This is a genomic window from Bradyrhizobium ivorense (genome assembly GCF_900696085.1).
GTDB classification, from domain to species: Bacteria; Pseudomonadota; Alphaproteobacteria; order Rhizobiales; family Xanthobacteraceae; genus Bradyrhizobium; species Bradyrhizobium ivorense.
In genome coordinates this window covers 555,332-572,091 of record NZ_CAADFC020000016.1, presented here as the reverse complement: position 1 = coordinate 572,091, position 16,760 = coordinate 555,332, and the positions used below count along the sequence as shown (strand labels likewise).

Annotated in this window: 16 protein-coding genes; 3 read left to right on the top strand and 13 right to left on the bottom strand. The window is 64.7% G+C overall.

Annotated elements, in window-relative coordinates:
* Nucleotides 1-348: 348 nt before the first annotated feature.
* Nucleotides 349-1,617 (bottom strand): S1C family serine protease, encoded by a 1,269-nt coding sequence (locus tag CI41S_RS22570; RefSeq protein ID WP_139861632.1) that lies wholly within the window; start codon nucleotides 1,615-1,617, stop codon nucleotides 349-351.
* Nucleotides 1,618-1,967: 350 nt separating this feature from the next.
* On the bottom strand, nucleotides 1,968-2,981 hold the full coding sequence (locus CI41S_RS22565) for a 1-aminocyclopropane-1-carboxylate deaminase (protein WP_139861631.1): 1,014 nt from the start codon (nucleotides 2,979-2,981) through the stop codon (nucleotides 1,968-1,970).
* A 161-nt stretch (nucleotides 2,982-3,142) separates the two neighbouring features.
* Between CI41S_RS22565 and CI41S_RS22560 the strand changes: the two genes are divergently transcribed.
* On the top strand, nucleotides 3,143-3,607 hold the full coding sequence (locus CI41S_RS22560; RefSeq protein WP_139479813.1) for an Lrp/AsnC family transcriptional regulator: 465 nt from the start codon (nucleotides 3,143-3,145) through the stop codon (nucleotides 3,605-3,607).
* A 7-nt stretch (nucleotides 3,608-3,614) separates the two neighbouring features.
* On the opposite strand, the gene CI41S_RS22555 is transcribed toward CI41S_RS22560, so the two are convergent.
* Nucleotides 3,615-3,995, bottom strand: a complete 381-nt coding sequence (locus tag CI41S_RS22555) for a c-type cytochrome (protein WP_172626605.1) — start codon at nucleotides 3,993-3,995, stop codon at nucleotides 3,615-3,617.
* Nucleotides 3,996-4,105: 110 nt separating this feature from the next.
* Here CI41S_RS22555 and CI41S_RS22550 point away from each other — a divergent pair, with 110 nt between their 5' ends.
* On the top strand, nucleotides 4,106-4,909 hold the full coding sequence (locus CI41S_RS22550; RefSeq protein ID WP_139861630.1) for an NAD-dependent protein deacetylase: 804 nt from the start codon (nucleotides 4,106-4,108) through the stop codon (nucleotides 4,907-4,909).
* A gap of 117 nt (nucleotides 4,910-5,026) precedes the next feature.
* Here CI41S_RS22550 and CI41S_RS22545 read toward each other — a convergent pair whose 3' ends face one another.
* The 9 genes from CI41S_RS22545 to CI41S_RS22505 all read right to left on the bottom strand — a co-directional run bounded on the left by CI41S_RS22545 (nucleotide 5,027) and on the right by CI41S_RS22505 (nucleotide 10,704).
* Complete coding sequence (locus CI41S_RS22545; protein ID WP_139479815.1) at nucleotides 5,027-5,323, bottom strand: hypothetical protein; 297 nt, start codon at nucleotides 5,321-5,323, stop codon at nucleotides 5,027-5,029.
* The gene (minE, locus tag CI41S_RS22540; RefSeq protein ID WP_139480159.1) at nucleotides 5,320-5,601 is read right to left on the bottom strand and encodes a cell division topological specificity factor MinE; all 282 of its coding nucleotides are present in this window, start codon (nucleotides 5,599-5,601) and stop codon (nucleotides 5,320-5,322) included. The genes CI41S_RS22545 and minE overlap by 4 nt, the downstream gene beginning before the upstream one ends.
* On the bottom strand, nucleotides 5,601-6,416 hold the full coding sequence (minD, locus tag CI41S_RS22535) for a septum site-determining protein MinD (protein WP_139861629.1): 816 nt from the start codon (nucleotides 6,414-6,416) through the stop codon (nucleotides 5,601-5,603). Before minD ends, minE begins: the two co-directional genes overlap by 1 nt.
* Nucleotides 6,417-6,436: 20 nt before the next feature.
* A complete protein-coding gene (gene minC, locus CI41S_RS22530) occupies nucleotides 6,437-7,135 on the bottom strand; it encodes a septum site-determining protein MinC (protein WP_139479817.1) in 699 nt (232 codons plus the stop codon).
* A gap of 165 nt (nucleotides 7,136-7,300) precedes the next feature.
* Nucleotides 7,301-7,552, bottom strand: coding sequence for a hypothetical protein (locus CI41S_RS22525; RefSeq protein WP_139479818.1), 252 nt, complete (start codon nucleotides 7,550-7,552; stop codon nucleotides 7,301-7,303).
* Nucleotides 7,553-7,598: 46 nt separating this feature from the next.
* On the bottom strand, nucleotides 7,599-8,315 hold the full coding sequence (locus CI41S_RS22520) for a TetR/AcrR family transcriptional regulator (RefSeq protein ID WP_244626637.1): 717 nt from the start codon (nucleotides 8,313-8,315) through the stop codon (nucleotides 7,599-7,601).
* A gap of 112 nt (nucleotides 8,316-8,427) precedes the next feature.
* Complete coding sequence (locus CI41S_RS22515) at nucleotides 8,428-9,411, bottom strand: tripartite tricarboxylate transporter substrate-binding protein (protein ID WP_139861628.1); 984 nt, start codon at nucleotides 9,409-9,411, stop codon at nucleotides 8,428-8,430.
* A 4-nt stretch (nucleotides 9,412-9,415) separates the two neighbouring features.
* On the bottom strand, nucleotides 9,416-9,928 hold the full coding sequence (locus CI41S_RS22510; protein ID WP_244626636.1) for a GDSL-type esterase/lipase family protein: 513 nt from the start codon (nucleotides 9,926-9,928) through the stop codon (nucleotides 9,416-9,418).
* A 317-nt stretch (nucleotides 9,929-10,245) separates the two neighbouring features.
* Entirely contained in the window at nucleotides 10,246-10,704 is a 459-nt protein-coding gene (locus tag CI41S_RS22505; protein ID WP_139479820.1) for a hypothetical protein, read from the bottom strand.
* Between the two features lie 217 nt (nucleotides 10,705-10,921).
* On the opposite strand from CI41S_RS22505, the gene CI41S_RS22500 reads away from it, so the two are divergent.
* Nucleotides 10,922-11,944: an LLM class flavin-dependent oxidoreductase gene (locus CI41S_RS22500; protein ID WP_139479821.1), complete on the top strand. Its 1,023-nt coding sequence runs from the start codon at nucleotides 10,922-10,924 to the stop codon at nucleotides 11,942-11,944.
* 122 nt (nucleotides 11,945-12,066) lie between these two features.
* Here CI41S_RS22500 and CI41S_RS22495 read toward each other — a convergent pair whose 3' ends face one another.
* Complete coding sequence (locus CI41S_RS22495; protein WP_139861627.1) at nucleotides 12,067-16,338, bottom strand: beta strand repeat-containing protein; 4,272 nt, start codon at nucleotides 16,336-16,338, stop codon at nucleotides 12,067-12,069.
* Nucleotides 16,339-16,760 lie beyond the last annotated feature (422 nt).

The following is a 16,760-nucleotide window of genomic DNA, read 5'->3' as shown; positions in this document are numbered from 1 at the left end:
CTTCGAGGGCCGCTGAAGAAGCGGCCACCTCAGGGTGACGGTGTTGGTTTGCTCAGCTTGCTCGGTGTCATCACCCGGCTTGACCGGGTGATCCAGTATTCCAGAGACGCCGGTGATATAAGCGAGAGGCCGCGGCGTACTGGATCGCCCGGTCCATGTGCGCAATTGCGCACAGGCCGGGCGATGACAGCGGTGGGTGAGGACAAAGCTTCACACCCTCTCAGGATGACGGCGATGGTGTTGGCCTGGCTCAACGCAACGTGCGACTAGTGCATTCTTGTCTCGCCCCCGCCTTCGCCCGAAGGCGGGCTTCGGCGGACAAGAGGGCGGGGAGAGGGAGAGGTGCGATCAATTCCCCGGCTTCTTGGCGCCCGCGCTCTGCTCATTGACCTTGCAGGTGATCAGCAGCGTATAGCCGCGTGCGTCCTTGGCGATCTCGGATGTCTCCTTCTTTTTCGGCTCACTCCGTTCGTTGGACCGGTACTCCACCGCGCTGTTGTCGAGGAAATCGCGCAGCGCACCGGTCTTGATGGCGAAATTGATGTTTTCCGGTATCGACCCGGTCGCGCGCGCCATCCTGACCGCATCGAGCTTTCCCGCCACCACGCCGACCACGACGCCATCGAAATCGAACAGCGGTCCGCCGCTGTTGCCCGGCTGCACCGCGGCTGTGATCTGCAGATGACGGGTGTCGTTGAGGATGCCGCTCAGCGAGCTGACGATGCCCGTGGTCACGGTGAAATCGGATGTCAGCAAGCCATGATAGGGGAAGCCGATCGCGACCACGCCGTTGCCGACCTGAATGGAGTTTTGCTTGATCCTGGCGACATCCTTGAACGGGCTCGGCGCCTGCAGCAATGCAAGGTCGTTGGTCTGATCACTCGATACCAGCCGCAGCTTGACCGGTGCCTCGCCGCTCAGATTGCCCGTGATCTCGCTGCAGCCGTCGATGACGTGATGATTGGTGACGATGTGGCCGCTGCTGCTGACGACGAAGCCGGTGCCGGTGCCGCCCCTCGCCTGCTTCGCCGGCGGGCCTGGTGCCGCCTGCTGTTGCTGCGGCGGCGCCGCCGCAGGCTTTGCCGCCACCGCGAACTCGCCGGCATTGGCGATGCCGCTCTTCTTGACCGACACGACGCAATTGAGCAGCGCCGGCAGCAATTGCGCCGTTTGATTCAGGTTGAATTGAAACAGCTGGCCCTGCGCGAAGGCCGTCATCTGGCGCGCCTTGCGGAATTGATTGACCAGCGCCGAGTTCACCGGCATCTCGACGCTCACCAGCTTCGCGCCGAGCGGCATGCCATAGACGTTGAACGCCGGCTGGCCGTCGAAGGTCAGCGTGAGCGGGAAGGCTTCGCCCGGCGTCAGCCGCCAGCTCTCATGAGAAAAGCCCAGCCGCCAGCTGCCGTTCTCGGCGATCGACACCATGAAGAAGATGCCGCTCTGGTAAGTGGTGCCCGCCGAGCAATGGGTGAAGGCACCATTGGTGTCATTGGTGAAGGCGCCGCCCTGCCAATTGCCGACGGAGATCGAACCATAGGGGCCACGGGCATGCGACGGAGCCATCGACGCAAACAGCCACGCGGCCGTAACGATCGCCCAAATCACAACCCGCATGACACGCGCACTCCCCCAGCCCGAACCGATCATAGGCGGCAGCAAAGTTCACCTGCAAGTGGTGCGTGGCCTGGTCCATGGTCCCGCGACCGCGCAATACCGCCGCAGATGAGGCAATCGCCACACCCTCTGGTTACAGAGGCACGTTCCTATTTTGTTCCTAACATGTCAACTGCGGCATGTGGCTGTCGCCCGGATCGAGCAACCGTAGCCCGGATGCAGCGCAGCGCAATCCGGGGCCGGTCCATCCGCGGTGACTGCGGCCCCCGGATTACGCTTCGCTTCATCCGGGCTTCGATATCCCCATCGTCGCGCCAGGACGACAATGCGGAAAGGGCGACGCGTCGATCTCAGCCGTTCCGGAATGCATAGGCGTAGCCGTTGAGCGCCGGGGCGCCGCCGAGATGGGCGTAGAGCACCTTCGATCCGGCCGGGAAAAATCCCTTCTGCACCAGATCGATCATGCCCTGCATCGATTTTCCCTCATAGACCGGATCGGTGATCATGCCCTCTAACCGGGCGCAGAGCCGGATCGCCGCTTTGGTTTCCTCGGACGGCACGCCATAGGCGGGATAGGCGTAGTCCTCGATCAGCACGACATCATCGGCGACGATGTCGCGGCCGAGCTCGACCAGCTGTGCGGTGTTCTGCGCGATCGACAGCACCTGCGCCTTGGTCTGATCAGGCGTGAACGAGCCGTCGATGCCGATCACGTTACGGGCGCGGCCGTCGGCGGCGAAGCCGACCAGCATGCCGGCATGGGTCGAGCCGGTCACCGTGCAGACCACGATGTAGTCGAACTTGACGCCGAGCTGCCGCTCCTGCGCGCGCACCTCCTCGGCGAAGCCGACATAGCCGAGCCCGCCGAACTTGTGCACGGAGGCGCCGGCCGGGATCGCATAGGGCTTGCCGCCCGCGGCCTTCACCTCCTCGATCGCCTGCTCCCAGCTCTTGCGGATGCCGATGTCGAAACCCTCGTCGACCAGCCGCACATCGGCGCCCATCACCCGCGACAGCAGGATGTTGCCGACGCGGTCGTACACCGCATCCTCGTGCGGCACCCAGCTTTCCTGCACCAGGCGGCATTTCATGCCGATCTTGGCCGCGACCGCCGCCACCATGCGGGTGTGGTTCGACTGCACGCCGCCGATCGAGACCAGCGTGTCGGCGTTGGAGGCGATCGCATCGGGAATGATGTATTCGAGCTTGCGCAGCTTGTTGCCGCCATAGGCCAGCCCCGAATTGCAGTCCTCGCGCTTGGCGTAGAGCTCGACCTTGCCGCCGAGATGCTTTGAGAGCCGATCGAGCTTTTCGATATGGGTCGGCCCGAAGGTGAGCGGATAGCGCGCGAATTTTTCCAGCATGCTGGGATCCTCATTGGGGTCTCGGAACGGCGGCAACACCTATCACCACGCGTGCGAAAGGTGCTCTCTAAGTCGCGGCCCGCGTTTCTTCAGTATTGCGCAATTTTCGCGTCTGATTATCTTTTCTCTCATCAAATCCTGACCTAATGAAAGATTCTTCCATGCCCGCCCGGCTCGACCGCGTCGACCTCAAGATGCTGAGATTGCTGCAGAAGAACGGCCGGCTCAGCAATGCCGAGCTGGCCGAACAGGTCGGCGTCAGCCCCGCCACCTGCCACCGCCGGACCCAAGCGCTGTTCGACGAGGGTTTTGTGGCCGGCGTCCGCGCCATGGTGGCGCCGCGCAAGGTCGGCAAGGGCACGCTGGTGATGGTCGGCGTCGTGCTCGACCGCTCGACGCCGGAGAGCTTTGCCAGCTTCGAGCAGGCGGTGGCGAAATTGAAATGCGTGCTCGACTGCCATCTCGTCGCTGGCGACTTCGACTATTTCCTGAAGATCCGCGCCGGCGACGTCGACGATTTCAAGCGCATCCATGGCGACCAATTGATCGCGCTGCCCGGCGTGCGGCAGACCCGCACCTTCTTCGTGATGAAGGAAGTGGTCGACAACGCGGCACTGGAGTTTTGAACGGCCGCTACTTGCCGGGCGATTTCAGGAAGGCGACGATCTTGGCGCGATCCTCCGCCGAGCGCACGCCGGTGTAGGGCTTCATGCCGTTGCCCGACACCACGGCGTCGGGGTCCTCGATGAAGCGCGTGAGCGTGCTCTCGTCCCAGACGATATCGGCGGATTTCATCGGTCCCGAATAGGGAAACTTTTCGACCGATCCGGCCTTGCGGCCGATGATGCCGTGCAGATGCGGGCCGACGCGGTTGTCGCCGTCCTTGACGGTGTGGCAGGTGCGGCAGGAATTGTTGAACGCCTGCTCGCCCGAGGCGCCCGCATCCTGTGCGCGGCCTGGCGACAGCAGCAGGCCAATCATCCCGCAGATTGCAACGATCAGCGCTGGCCGCATGGATCACCTCTTCGGCTTGGCATGCCGTCAACGCAGGGGCGGCGTGAAAGGTCCTGTGCAGGCCTGCGCGCATCTGGCGCACCCGCGCCCTCGGCACTAGATGTGCTGCCATGCAACATCCCGCCCTCGAGGATTTCATCGCCGGCCACCAGCGCCTGTTTGTCCTGACCGGGGCCGGCTGCAGCACCAATTCCGGGATTCCCGACTATCGCGACAGCGACGGCAACTGGAAGCGGACGCGGCCGGTCACCATTCAGGCGTTTCTGGGCGAGGCCGGCACGCGACAGCGCTACTGGGCGCGCAGCATGGTCGGCTGGCGGCGGTTCGGCCGCGCCGCGCCGAACGGCGCGCATTGCGCACTGGCCAAACTCGAGGCGCAGGGCCGCTGCGAGCAGCTCGTGACCCAGAATGTCGACCGGCTGCACCAGGCCGCCGGCAGCCAGAAGGTGATCGACCTGCACGGCCGCCTCGACGTGGTGCGCTGCCTCGGCTGCGGCGCGACCATGCCGCGCGAACAATTTCAAGCCGAGCTGGCGCGGCACAATCCGGCCTGGCTTGCGCTCGATGCCGCCGATGCCCCCGACGGCGACGCCGATCTCGAGCAGGATTTTTCAGCGTTCGTGGTGCCCGCCTGCGAGGCCTGCGGCAGCGTGCTGAAGCCCGACGTGGTGTTCTTCGGCGAGAACGTGCCGCGCGACGTCGTCGCCTCGGCGCAGGACCATCTCGCGCAGGCCGACGCCATGCTGGTGGTCGGCTCCTCGCTGATGGTCTATTCGGGATTCCGCTTCGTGCGGATGGCCGCGGAGCGCGGCCTGCCGATCGCCGCCGTCAATCTCGGCCGCACCCGCGCCGACGAGCTGCTGACGCTCAAGGTCGAGGACAGTTGCGAGACGGCGCTGGCGTTTTTGCTGTAGGGCACCGCTCTCTCCACGTCATTGCGAGCGAAGCGAAGCAATCCATCTCTCCTCACGTGCGGTGAGAATGGATTGCTTCGCTGCGCTCGCAATGACGAGCCTTTTGGAGCCCGGCTCCTACGCCCGCTGCCGCTGCGGCTTGGCCATCGGAAGGTTGGCGTTCCAGTGCTCCCAGCTGACGCTGGCGAGGCTGCCGCGATCGGTGCCGAGCGGACGGCGGGTACGGCGCTCATACTCGGCGATGCAGCGGCCGGACTCGCCGATCTTGCGCTGCAGTTCGTCGATCGTCATCTGGGTCTGCCGGCCGCAATTGGCCTTGCCGAGCTGCTCGGCCTCGACCGCCTTCAGTGCCGCGCGAAGCTTCTTGAGCTGCGCGCGCTGCCAGGCAATGTGACTGTTGCTATCCGCTGTCATGTGGCCGCCACCATCTTCGATCGTTGCACGCCGTTGGGCACCTCGACATCGACCTCGAGCATCGAGACGAACTTGCCCCGATCCATCCGGACCACGATCTTGTCGGGATCGATCTCGACATGCTTGGACACCACGGCGAGGATTTCGCCGCGAAGCAGCTCGAGAAGGTCGGATCCGCCGCCGCCCTGGCCGCGCTCATGCGCGAGCAGGATCTGCAATCGCTCCCGTGCGACGGGCGCCGATGCAGCGCGGCCGCCGAACAGCCGCATCACGTTGATCATGCCGCCCTCCTTCGCAGCAGCCGGTCCATCAGCCCCTTGCGTTCGACCGGTACGGTCATCTCGACCGCCTCGCCCATCAGGCGGCGCACCGCGTCGATATAGGCCCGCGACGGCGCGCTGCCGGCATTGTTCAGCGTGACCGGACAGCCGACGTTGGAGGCGCGCAGCACGTCCTGGCTTTCCGGGACGATGCCGAGCAAGGGAGTAGCGAGAATTTCCAGGATGTCGTCGATCGACAGCATCTCGCCGCGCGCCGCGCGCGCGGCATCGTAGCGGGTGACCAGCAGATGCTTCTCGACCCGCTCGCCGCGCTCGGCACGTACCGTCTTGGAATCCAGCATGCCGATGATGCGGTCGGAGTCGCGCACCGACGACACTTCGGGATTGGTGACGATGATGGCCTCATCGGCGTAGCGCATCGCCAGCGTCGCGCCGCGCTCGATGCCGGCCGGGCTGTCGCACAGGATCCAGTCGAATTTTGTCCGGAGGTCCGCAATCACCCTGCGGATGCCCTCTTCGGTCAGCGCGTCCTTGTCGCGGGTCTGCGAGGCCGGCAGCAGCCAGAGATTCTCCAGCCGCTTGTCGCGGATCAGCGCCTGCGGCAGCTTTGCCACCCCCTGCACGACGTTGATCAGATCGAACACGACCCGTCGCTCCGCGCCCATCACGAGGTCGAGGTTGCGCAAGCCGACGTCGAAATCGATCACGACGACGTTCTGTCCCATCTGCGCGAGCGCAGCACCAAGTGCGGCGGTGGAGGTCGTCTTGCCGACCCCGCCTTTTCCTGAGGTCACGACCAAAACCTTGGCCATCTCTGTCTCCTTGTGGTCGATCAGTTCAAAGCTGTGATGCGCAGCATTTCGCCCTCGAGCCACGCCTGGGCGGGCCGGTTGCGCAAGCTGTCCGAGATTTCCTCTGCAGTCTGGTAGTAACCATCGATGGCAAGCAGCTCGGCCTCGATCCTCTGGCAGAAGATCCGCGCCGACGAATTGCCGTTGATGCCGGCCATCGCCCGTCCGCGCAGCGTGCCGTAGACATGGATCGAGCCGCCCGCGACGATCTCGGCGCCGGAGCCGACCGAGCCGAGCACGGTGACGTCGCCCTCGGCGAACACGATCGACTGGCCGGAGCGCACCGGGGTCTCGAGCAGCAGCGACGGCGACTTCTCCTTGGGCTTTGCCGGCTTGGGCCGCGGCTCGACCGTGGTGATGGCGCAGGCGCGGCCGCCGGTCAGAAGCGGCGGCATGTTGGCGCCGAGCCTGGATTCGTCGACGCCTTCGATGCCGAGAATCCGGATATTGCGCTCGCCGAGGCTGCCGACCAGATGCGCGATCGCGCTCTGGCTTAAGTCGACGGCCGACAGGTCGAGCACCACCGGCTTGCCGGCAAAGAAGCCGGGCGACTTCGCCAGCGTCGCGTCGATCTCCTCAAGCCACGAGACGATCGGCACCACGGGCGAGAATACGAACGCAACATAGGAACGGCCGCGCATGCGGACCTGCTGACGTACGGCCTGTTGAGTTGCGTCCATCGCCCCTGACTCACTTGTCTTGTCGAATGGTTAACAATCGACCCGCATGGTTAACCGATGGTTAACGCGCGTCGGGGATTTCACGGATTTGGGCTGACGGGGTCCTCACTGTGTCCATCGCGCAAAGGGCGCGGTGCAAGCCTGTCGGAATCGAAACCGGCTCGATCAACGCCGCGGCGACGGCGAGCGCTCGGCCTGCACCGACGCGTCGAACACCGCGCGGCATGATGGGCTGAGCTGATCGACCTGGGCCGCCATGCAATCCCTGATCCGGTTGCGGTCCGGGATGTAGGCGCCGCACAGCCGCACCGCGTCGCCCATGCAGGCCTGCCGCTGCATCGATTCGTTCGGTCCGGACTGGGCCAAAGCGGGCGCAATCGTTGCGGCGAGAAGCACGGGGGCAAGACGAAGTTTCATGGATCACTCTCTAACTGGCAGGTTGAAGGGGTGGCCGGGACGGCTGTCACGGCGCGGGTGTGCGGCCGTCACCGGCTGCGGATTCGCCGCCGGCTTGCGCCGGCGGAAGGTGCAGAAGCGATGCGATGGTGGTGTCGAGCAGTTGCGCCCAGGCCGTTTCGGCATCGATCTCGGGCGCGATCCGCGTCAATAACATTGGAAATGCCGGCGGCTGGTCGAGGGCCGCATTGAGCAACGCGAAGAACAGCGCCGGATGCTGGCTGCGGATGATGCCGGCCTCGATGCCGGCCTGAAAAAGCGCGCGTGCCGTCTCATAGGCCGGACGCAGCAGCCTCTCGGTCACCAGGGTGGCGCGCTCCGGACTCTCGGCGCCGCGCCGAACAACGAAATTCCGCACTTCCGGATACGCCGCATAGAATGTCGCGACGCGGATGATCAGCGCGCGGAGCCGGTCGCCGAGCGAGCGGCTGGCGTCGTGAGCGATCGCATGCACCTCGGCCATCGCCGGTACGGCGAGCGTCACGATGCGATCGAGACAGGCCTCCCACAGCGCGGCCTTGTTGCCGAAATGAACCCGCACAAGGTTCGGCGCGACCCCCGCCGCCGCCGCGACGCTGCGCAGATCGGCGCCATCGAAACCGAGATTGGCAAAGGCTTCGGTCGCGGCGATCAGCAGTGCCTGGCGGCCGTCCGGCATGTCCTTGCTGCGGCGTCCCCTGGGACGGGAGGCCGGCGCGGCTGCCGCATTGTTCGTATCAGTCATCGCATCCAATATATGTTCATATGAACATATAAGCACGTCAATTGACCTTTCAAGGGAGGGAGCCAAGCAGGGGGACTTTGCGAAAAATCGCTTCCAAATCAGACGATTACGTCTATTCCGGCTTGATGTTGGCCGATTTGACGATCGGCCACCATTTCTCAACCTCGGCGGCCTGGTGGCTGCGCAGCGACGCGGGGCCCTGCTTGTCCGGCGGCGGGATCCCCTGCCCGAGCTCGGCGAATCGCTTGCCGACGGCGGGCTCGTCGAGCGCGGCCATCACCGCCTTCGACAGCACAGCCACGATCTCGCCAGGCGTGCCCTTCGGCGCCCAGATGCCGTGCCAATAGGCGATGTAGAGCCCGGGCAATCCGGCTTCATCGACGGTCGGAATCTCGGGCGCGGTCGCAAGCCGCGACGGCGCCGTCACCGCATAGGCCTTCACCGTCCCGCTTTTGACCTGCGGCAGCGAGTTGGAGGCTTGATCGAACATGATGTCGATATGGGAGGCCATCAGGTCATTGAGCGCGGGGCCGGCGCCGCGATACGGCACGAACGAAAAATTGGTCTGCGTCAGCTGCTGAAAGAACACGCCGGCGACATGGGCGCCGGTTCCCGGCCCTGCGGTGCCCGCGGTGGCCTTGTCGCCATTGGCCTTGAGCCAGCCGATCAGCCCTTTCAAATCCTTCGCGGGCAGCTCGGGCCGGCCGATCACGAGCTGCGGCCCGCTCGCGATCAGCGCCAGCGGTTCGAATTCGCGCACGTCATACTGCAGCTGATAGATCGCGCCGTTGAGGCAATGCGTGCCCCAATGGCCGATCGTGATCGTGTAGCCGTCCGGCGCCGCGCGCGATGCGCGCAGCCCGGCGACCGTGCCGGAGGCGCCCGTGATGTTCTCGATCACGACGGGATGGCCGAGCGTGCCGCGCATGTATTCGGCGATGATCCGCGCCAGCACGTCGGTCGGGCCGCCGGCCGCGAACGGCACGATGATGGTCACGGGGCGCGATGGAAAGGATTCCGCGCGTGCGCCGAACGCGGCAAGCGGCAGCGTTGCTGCACCGAGCGCGAGCTGCAGGAATGGCCGGCGCGCGATCATTTTCTCAGCGGCCCATTGCGGCCTGGACGCGCGCGGCGATGGCTTCCGCGAGCATGTGATAGCCCTCCGGCGTCAGATGCATCCCGTCCGGCTGATGCGGCAGGCCGCTCAGCATCTCATTGCCCATCACGACGACAGGGATGCCGCGCGACGCGAGGCGGCTCTGGATCTCGCCGCTGCGGTCCGGGCTGCCCTTGCGCCGGTCGTTGCCGCCCGGCTGCAGGATGACGAGGCTGGTGCCGTTGGGCACGGCGCGATCGAGCCGCTGCAGCATGCCCTCGGTGGTGTCGCCATTGATGCCGGCATTGACGACGCGGGCGGGCTTGCCGCGTGCCTTGAGGATGGCCTGTAGCTGAGCGGGATAAGCCTCGTTGCGGGCCACGCCCTTGCCGTAGGTATTGCTGGCGCCGAGCGCCACGATGGTGGCGGCCTCGGCCAGCGCCGATCCCGCGGTCAGGAGGGCTGCCGCCAGCAGGCTGATGGCCAGCGTTCGGGTGCAATGCGTCTTCAGCATCATCTCGTGCCTCACTTCGGTGCGACCGGGGAAATCAAGCGCGCAACAATATGCGGCCCGGCCGTCACGCCTGCGCGTCAGCACGACGTGCCGGAGCCGCAAGGCATCATTCCATACGAGCTGCCGACGGGGAAGGCTCCGATGGCGTCAGTCCGGCGACACGAGCAGCCAGGCCAGATAGCCGTAGTAAGCGATCGCAAAAACTGCGATCGCAAACGCAATGACGGCTGCGATCCGGGCGAGGGAGGGTTTTGGTGCCTGCATGTGCCCACAAGTCGGTGCCGCGGCATTCGTTCCGCGGCTGGCGCCCGCGACCCGGCCTATCCGGAATAAATCAGGTCGATCGTGTAGGAAAAGACGGCGTAGCAATAGAACATGCCTGTCCACGCCAGCATCGCTACGGGATAGTCGCCGCACTCCGATCCGATCTGGCAGACCTCCGTCAATGCGGAGTGACGCTGGAAGAGGAGCACGAGCGCAACCGTGTGGACGAAGGCAAAGCAGAGGCTCGCGCGTGCGATCCTGATGCACCGCGCCTCCTCGAAGGACTGAAGCGGGGCCGCAATAGCGGAGGCAATGCTGGCAACCAACGAGCCGGCAAGGATCCAGAGCACGCGGATCACGTCCTGCGCGCTTCCATGCCTGAGATCGAATATCCACACGTAACCAACCGCGCCCATTGGTATCGTCAAGGTCGCGAAAACCCAGAGCAGGCGAACGGCCTGACTCGGGTTGCCGCCGTATTTGTTGGCGTAGCGCAGTCTTCGCAACAGGCTCATTTGCCTCACGGGGATGCGCACTTGGTTATGTCCTGTCGAACAAACATAGGCGCCTCTCGCCCACCTCGCGATAGGACGGACCAGGAATCGTCATATTGCCGCGCGAGATGCTTGAGAAATGGTTGAGAAGGTCGTTCACGGCGGCTCCGGCACATCACAGCCATGCGATCGCCTGGGCCGATCGCAAAACCATCCGGACATCGCTAGATTAGTCCACATGAAGAAAATCGGCTTTCTCTCGTTCGGGCACTGGACGCCCTCCCCGCAATCGCAGACCCGCTCGGCCGCGGATACGCTGCTGCAGTCGATCGACCTCGCCGTCGCCGCCGAACAGCTCGGCGCCGACGGCGCCTACTTTCGGGTCCATCATTTCGCGCGCCAGCTTGCCTCGCCGTTTCCGCTGCTGGCGGCGGTCGGCGCCAAAACCAGCCGGATCGAGATCGGCACCGCCGTGATCGACATGCGCTACGAAAACCCGCTCTACATGATCGAGGACGCCGGCGCCGCCGACCTGATCGCCGGCGGACGGCTGCAGCTCGGCATCAGCCGCGGCTCGCCCGAGCAGGTGATCGATGGCTGGCGCTATTTCGGCTATCAGCCCGCCGAAGGCGAGAGCGATGCCGACATGGGGCGGCGTCACGCCGAGATCTTCCTCGACCTGCTGCGCGGCGAGGGTTTTGCGCAACCTAATCCGCAGCCGATGTTTCCCAATCCGCCCGGGCTGCTGCGCGTCGAACCGCATGCCGAAGGCCTGCGCGAGCGGATCTGGTGGGGCGCCGGCTCGAACGCCACCGCGGTGTGGGCCGCCAAGCTCGGCATGAACCTGCAGAGCTCGACGCTGAAGAGCGACGAGACCGGCGAAGCCTTCCACGTCCAGCAGGCCGCGCAAATTCGCGCCTACCGCGCCGCCTGGAAGGAGGCCGGCCACACCCGCACCCCGCGGATCTCGGTGAGCCGCAGCATCTTCGCGCTGATCGACGATCGCGACCGCGCCTATTTCGGCGGCGGCCGCGAGGAGGAAGACCAGATCGGCTTCATCGACCCGCGCACCCGCGCCATCTTCGGCCGCAGCTACGCCGCCGAGCCTGATGTGCTGATCGAGCAGCTCCGCAACGACGAAGCCATCGCCGAGGCCGACACGCTGTTGCTCACCGTGCCGAACCAGCTCGGCGTCGCCTACAATGTCCACGCGATCGAAGCGATCCTGACCCACGTCGCGCCAGCGCTGGGCTGGCGGTGACCCCCTCGTAGAGCGGGATGACGTTGAGTCGAAGCGATTTGGCCTGGATTCGGTCCACCTCTCCCCATCGGGGAGAGGTGAACGTCCGACGCCGCTCCAACTCAACCTAACTTCGTCGCGTCCTAGAAGAAGAAATCGCCGGTATCGATCTGCGAAGCCACCACGTTCTTGAGGAAGATCGCGTCACCGCCGGGGATGCCGACGACAACGCCGCCGGCGACCGTTGTCACCGCGAGCTGGGCGAAATTCAGGCCGCGTCCGGTCAGGTCGATGTGATCATGACCGCTGGCATCGGCATTGTTGGCGTTGAAGTCGGTGATGGTGTCGAAGCCACCTCCGGCCTGGCGATAGTTGAACGTATCGCTGCCGCCGGCGCCGGTGAACGTATCGCTCGCCGCGGTTCCGGTGAAGACGTTGTTCGACACGTTTCCAGTGCCGTCGTGGGCAATGGGTCCGATGAACGTCAGGTTCTCGACGTTCGCCGGAAGCACGTAGTTGGCGAGGAACGTCTGAACGGTATCGGTCCCCTCGTTGGCGACTTCGTAGACGGTGTCCTGATTGGACTGAACGGCGTAGATATCGTCACCCGCACCGCCCTGCAGTGTATTGGGGGCAGAGCCGCCGCCGATCAGCGTATCGTTGCCGCCGAGGCCGACCAGATAGTTGCTGCCGCCGCCCGCGATCAGGATGTTGTCGGAGCCGTTGCCGACGCCGACGAAGTCGCTAGATCCGGTGTGGGTCAGGTTCTCGACATTGACCGGCAGCACGAATGTCGTGAGCGGCGTCTGGACGGTATCGGTGCCTTCGCTGGCGAATTCGACGATGGAGTCACCGGAGGCTTCGACAAAGTAGGTGTCGTTGCCGGTTCCGCCCTGCAGCGTGTTCGGACTGCCGGTGCCGCCGAACAGGCGATCGTTGCCCGCGCCGCCGACGATGTAATCCGACAAGGTGGTACCGAACACCGTGTCGTCGCCGTCGAGCGCGTTATAGACGCCGCCCGGGCCCGGAAGGGTCACCGTATCGTTGCCCGCGGTGAACAGACCGGCCAGCGCATCGTCGTTCAGAATATGGCCGAGCGCGCTCGCCGCGTGCGAGTCGATCGTGCCGTTGCTGACGCCGTAGAGATCGATCTGGAACGCTTCATTGTTTTCGAACGTGGTGTCGCCGACGACATTGATCGTGACCGTCTTGGTGGTTTCGCCCGCCGCAAACGTCAACGCGCCGCTCAAGCCACCGGAAAAATCGGTGCCATTGGCGGCGGGGGTGTTGTTGAGGCTCATCACCCAGTTCACGCTGGTCGAACCGGAAGTATCCCCGCCCCGGCTGACGTTGAACGTGAACGGCGTGAGGCCGGAATCGCCCTCGGCCTTGTCGGCGGACAGCGGCGCGATCGACACGATCGGCGCCGTATCATCGTTCTGGATGGCGCCGATCGCGCTGGCGGCGGATGGCGCAATGGTCGCATTGGCCGCGCCATAGAGGTCGACCTGGAAGATTTCGGTCGGCTCGAGCACCTTGTCGGCCGCGACGTTGATGGTGATCAGCTTGCTGGTTTCGCCGGCGGCGAAGGTCAGTGCACCAGAGAGCGGCCCGACAAAGTCGGCACCGTTGGCGGCCGGCGCGTTGTTCAGGCTGATCACCCAGTTGACCGACGAGGCCGCCGCCGTGCTGCCGACCCGGTCGACCTCGAACGTGAAGGGCGTCGAGCCGCCGGCGCTTCCTTCGGCCTTGCTAGCTGACACCGGAACGATTGACAGCACCGGAGGCGGGATGTCGTCATTCTGGATGATGCCGACCGCGCTGCCGGCGCTCGCATTGATGCTGGCGCCGGAGGCGCCGTAAAGATCGACCTGGAAGATTTCGTTCGACTCGACCACCGTGTCGGCGGCGATGTTGACGGTGACGAGCTTGCTGGTTTCGCCGGCGGCGAAGCTCAGCGAGCCGGACAGCGGGCCGGCGAAGTCGGCACCGTTGGCGGCCGGCGGGTTGTTCAGGCTGATCACCCAATTGACCGACGAGGCCGCGGCCGTGCTGCCGACCCGGTCGACTTCGAACGTGAAGGGCGTCGAGCCGCCGGAGCTGCCCTCGGCCTTGTTCGCCGAGACCGGAACGATCGACAGCACCGGAGGCGGGATGTCGTCGTTCTGGATGATACCGATCGCGCTGGCAGCCCCCGGATTGATGGTGGCGGCGGCGGCGCCGTAGAGGTCGACCTGGAAGACTTCGTTCGATTCGACCACCGTGTCGGCCGCGATGTTGACGGTGATCAGCTTGGCGGTCTCGCCCGCGGCGAACGACAGCATTCCCGACAGCGGTCCGACGAAGTCCGCACCGTTCGCAGCCGGCTGGTTGTTCAGGCTGATCACCCAGTTGACAAACGAGGCGATCGACGAGCTGCCGCTGCGATCAACCTCGAACGTGAAGGGCGTCGAGCCCCCGGAGCTGCCCTCGGCCTTGTTCGCCGAGACCGGAACGATCGACAATGTCGGCTGCGCGTCGTCGTTGAAGATCATCCCGATAGCACTAGCGGCCGCCGGATTGACGGCGGCGCCGGAGGCACCGTAGAGGTCGACCTGGAAGAGTTCGTCGGACTCGGGCACGGTGTCGGCCGCAACGTTGACAGTGATCAACTTGCTGGTTTCGCCGGCGGCGAACGACAGCGAGCCCGAGAGCGGCCCGACGAAATCCGCGCCATTGGCGGCCGGTGCGTTGTTCAGGCTGATCACCCAGTTGACCGATGCGGCCGCCGCCGCGCTGCCGCTTCGGTCGACTTCGAATGTGAATGGCGTCGAACCTCCGGAACTGCCCTCGGCCTTGCTGGCTGAAATCGGCACGATCGACAGCGTCGCCTGGCTGTCGTCGTTCTGGATGATGCCTTGCGCGCTTGCGTTCGACGGGTTGATGGTGGCGCCGGCGGCGCCGTAGAGATCCACCTGGAAGATTTCATTCGACTCGACCACCGTGTCGGCGGCGACGTTGACGGTGATCAGCTTGCTGGTCTCGCCGGCGGCAAACGACACCGAGCCGGACAGCGGCCCGACGAAGTCGGCTCCGTTGGCGGCCGGCTGGTTGTTCAGGCTGATCACCCAGTTGACCGATGAGGTCGACGTCGTGCTGCCGCTGCGATCGATCTCGAAGGTGAAGGGCGTCGAGCCGCCGGAGCTTCCTTCGGCCTTGTTCGCCGACACCGGAACGATCGAGAGCGTCGGAGTCGACGGGGTCGACGAGCCCGTGATCGTGATCGGCAAACCTGCGGAGGGATTGTCCGCGTAGTTGGTCTCGACGGTCTGCTGGGTGGAATTGGCGATGACGCCGACATACCAGGTGCCCGGCGCGATATCCGCGGGCAGCTTTATGTCCACGAAGTAGTCCTGCGAACTGCCGTTCGCCGGCACCGCATCGAACAGATTGCCATACGTGATCTGGCGATCGCTCGTCGTGATCGTCGGATCGGACGAAATATAGTAGCCGACCGCCCCGGCCGAGGCCGAGGTGCTGCCGGAATTGTTGACGTGATAATGGAAGATGACGTCGCCGCCGGCCACCGTCGTGGTCGAGGGCAGGCCGATACCCGCGTTGGTGTTGACGTCCAGCAGCGTGGTCGTGAGATTGACGCCGGTGTTGCCTCCACCACCGCCACCGCCGCCTGAACCACCGCTACCGGTGGTGCCGATCGAATTGCCTGCGCTGGCGCTGAAGCCGGTGAGGTTGGCGGCGCCGCCCGCCCAGCCAGTCGAATTGTTGATCCAGACCATGTAGTAGTGGCCGGCCGGCAGGAATGTTTCCGCATCGATGTCGCTGGTGTTGCCGCCGTTGCCGTTTCCCAGCGCGGTCAGATAGGCGTAGCTCCCGCCGGTGTAACCATTGGGATAGGCCGCCTGGAATTGCCCGAACAGCTCGTCATTCATGATCACGTAGACGCCGGCGCTCGCCTCAGCCTCCCAGAACTGCTGAACGTTGCCGGTGATGGTGAATCCCTGCGCGTCCCACGCGCCGGCATTGCCGTCGGCCCGCATCGGGACGTTGCCGACGAACGACTCTCCCGGAAGCGAGAGCGTCGACATTTCGCTGTAGGTCGGAATGCTTCCGCCGGTGAAGCTGCTGTTGGTGGTGATGCCGAGATACCAGGTGCCCGGGGCCAGGTTGACGGAGATAAATCCGGTGAAGTTGTCGGCGCCGAGCCGGACTCCGCTGAATGCGGCGCCGGACTGGAAGGCGGACAGGTTGCTGGAATCGATCGCCCAGAACGAGACGCCGGCATATTGCGCGGCCGTGAAGGCTGACACCGCGGTCACCGTACTGAACGTGAGGCCGCCGGGATTCACATGCCGCTGATGCGCGCTGTCGATCGTGAACGCGTCGTCGTCGCCGTCAACAAACACAAAATTCGTCATGGTGAATTCCCCCGAGTGCGGGGAAGGACGCGCCGGGCTTCAGCCAATGTTGGTTTCGACGATTGCTTGTATGCGCAGCAAAATGGCGGGTCTTCAGGAATAATTCCTGGTCCGGATCTTAAAATCTCAGATCTTTACTATGCACGTAAGACGCTCGGAAAACAGCAATGGCAGAATGAAAAAAGCCGCAACAATCCCCCCAAACCCCAATAATAGATTGAAACATCGATTATTCTAGGAATTGAGTCAAGGTCCGCGCGCACTATCCAAGGTTGTCCGTGGTTTTGCGGGAAGACTTGCCGGGCGTCGACTCTTCATATGTCGTGGCCCGATATCTGCCTGCCCCGTCACACCTTGCACGAAAGCCAAACGACTTTAGTATTACCGCCCTGCGGAACGACGAAAGTCGAGCGCGGCCTGCC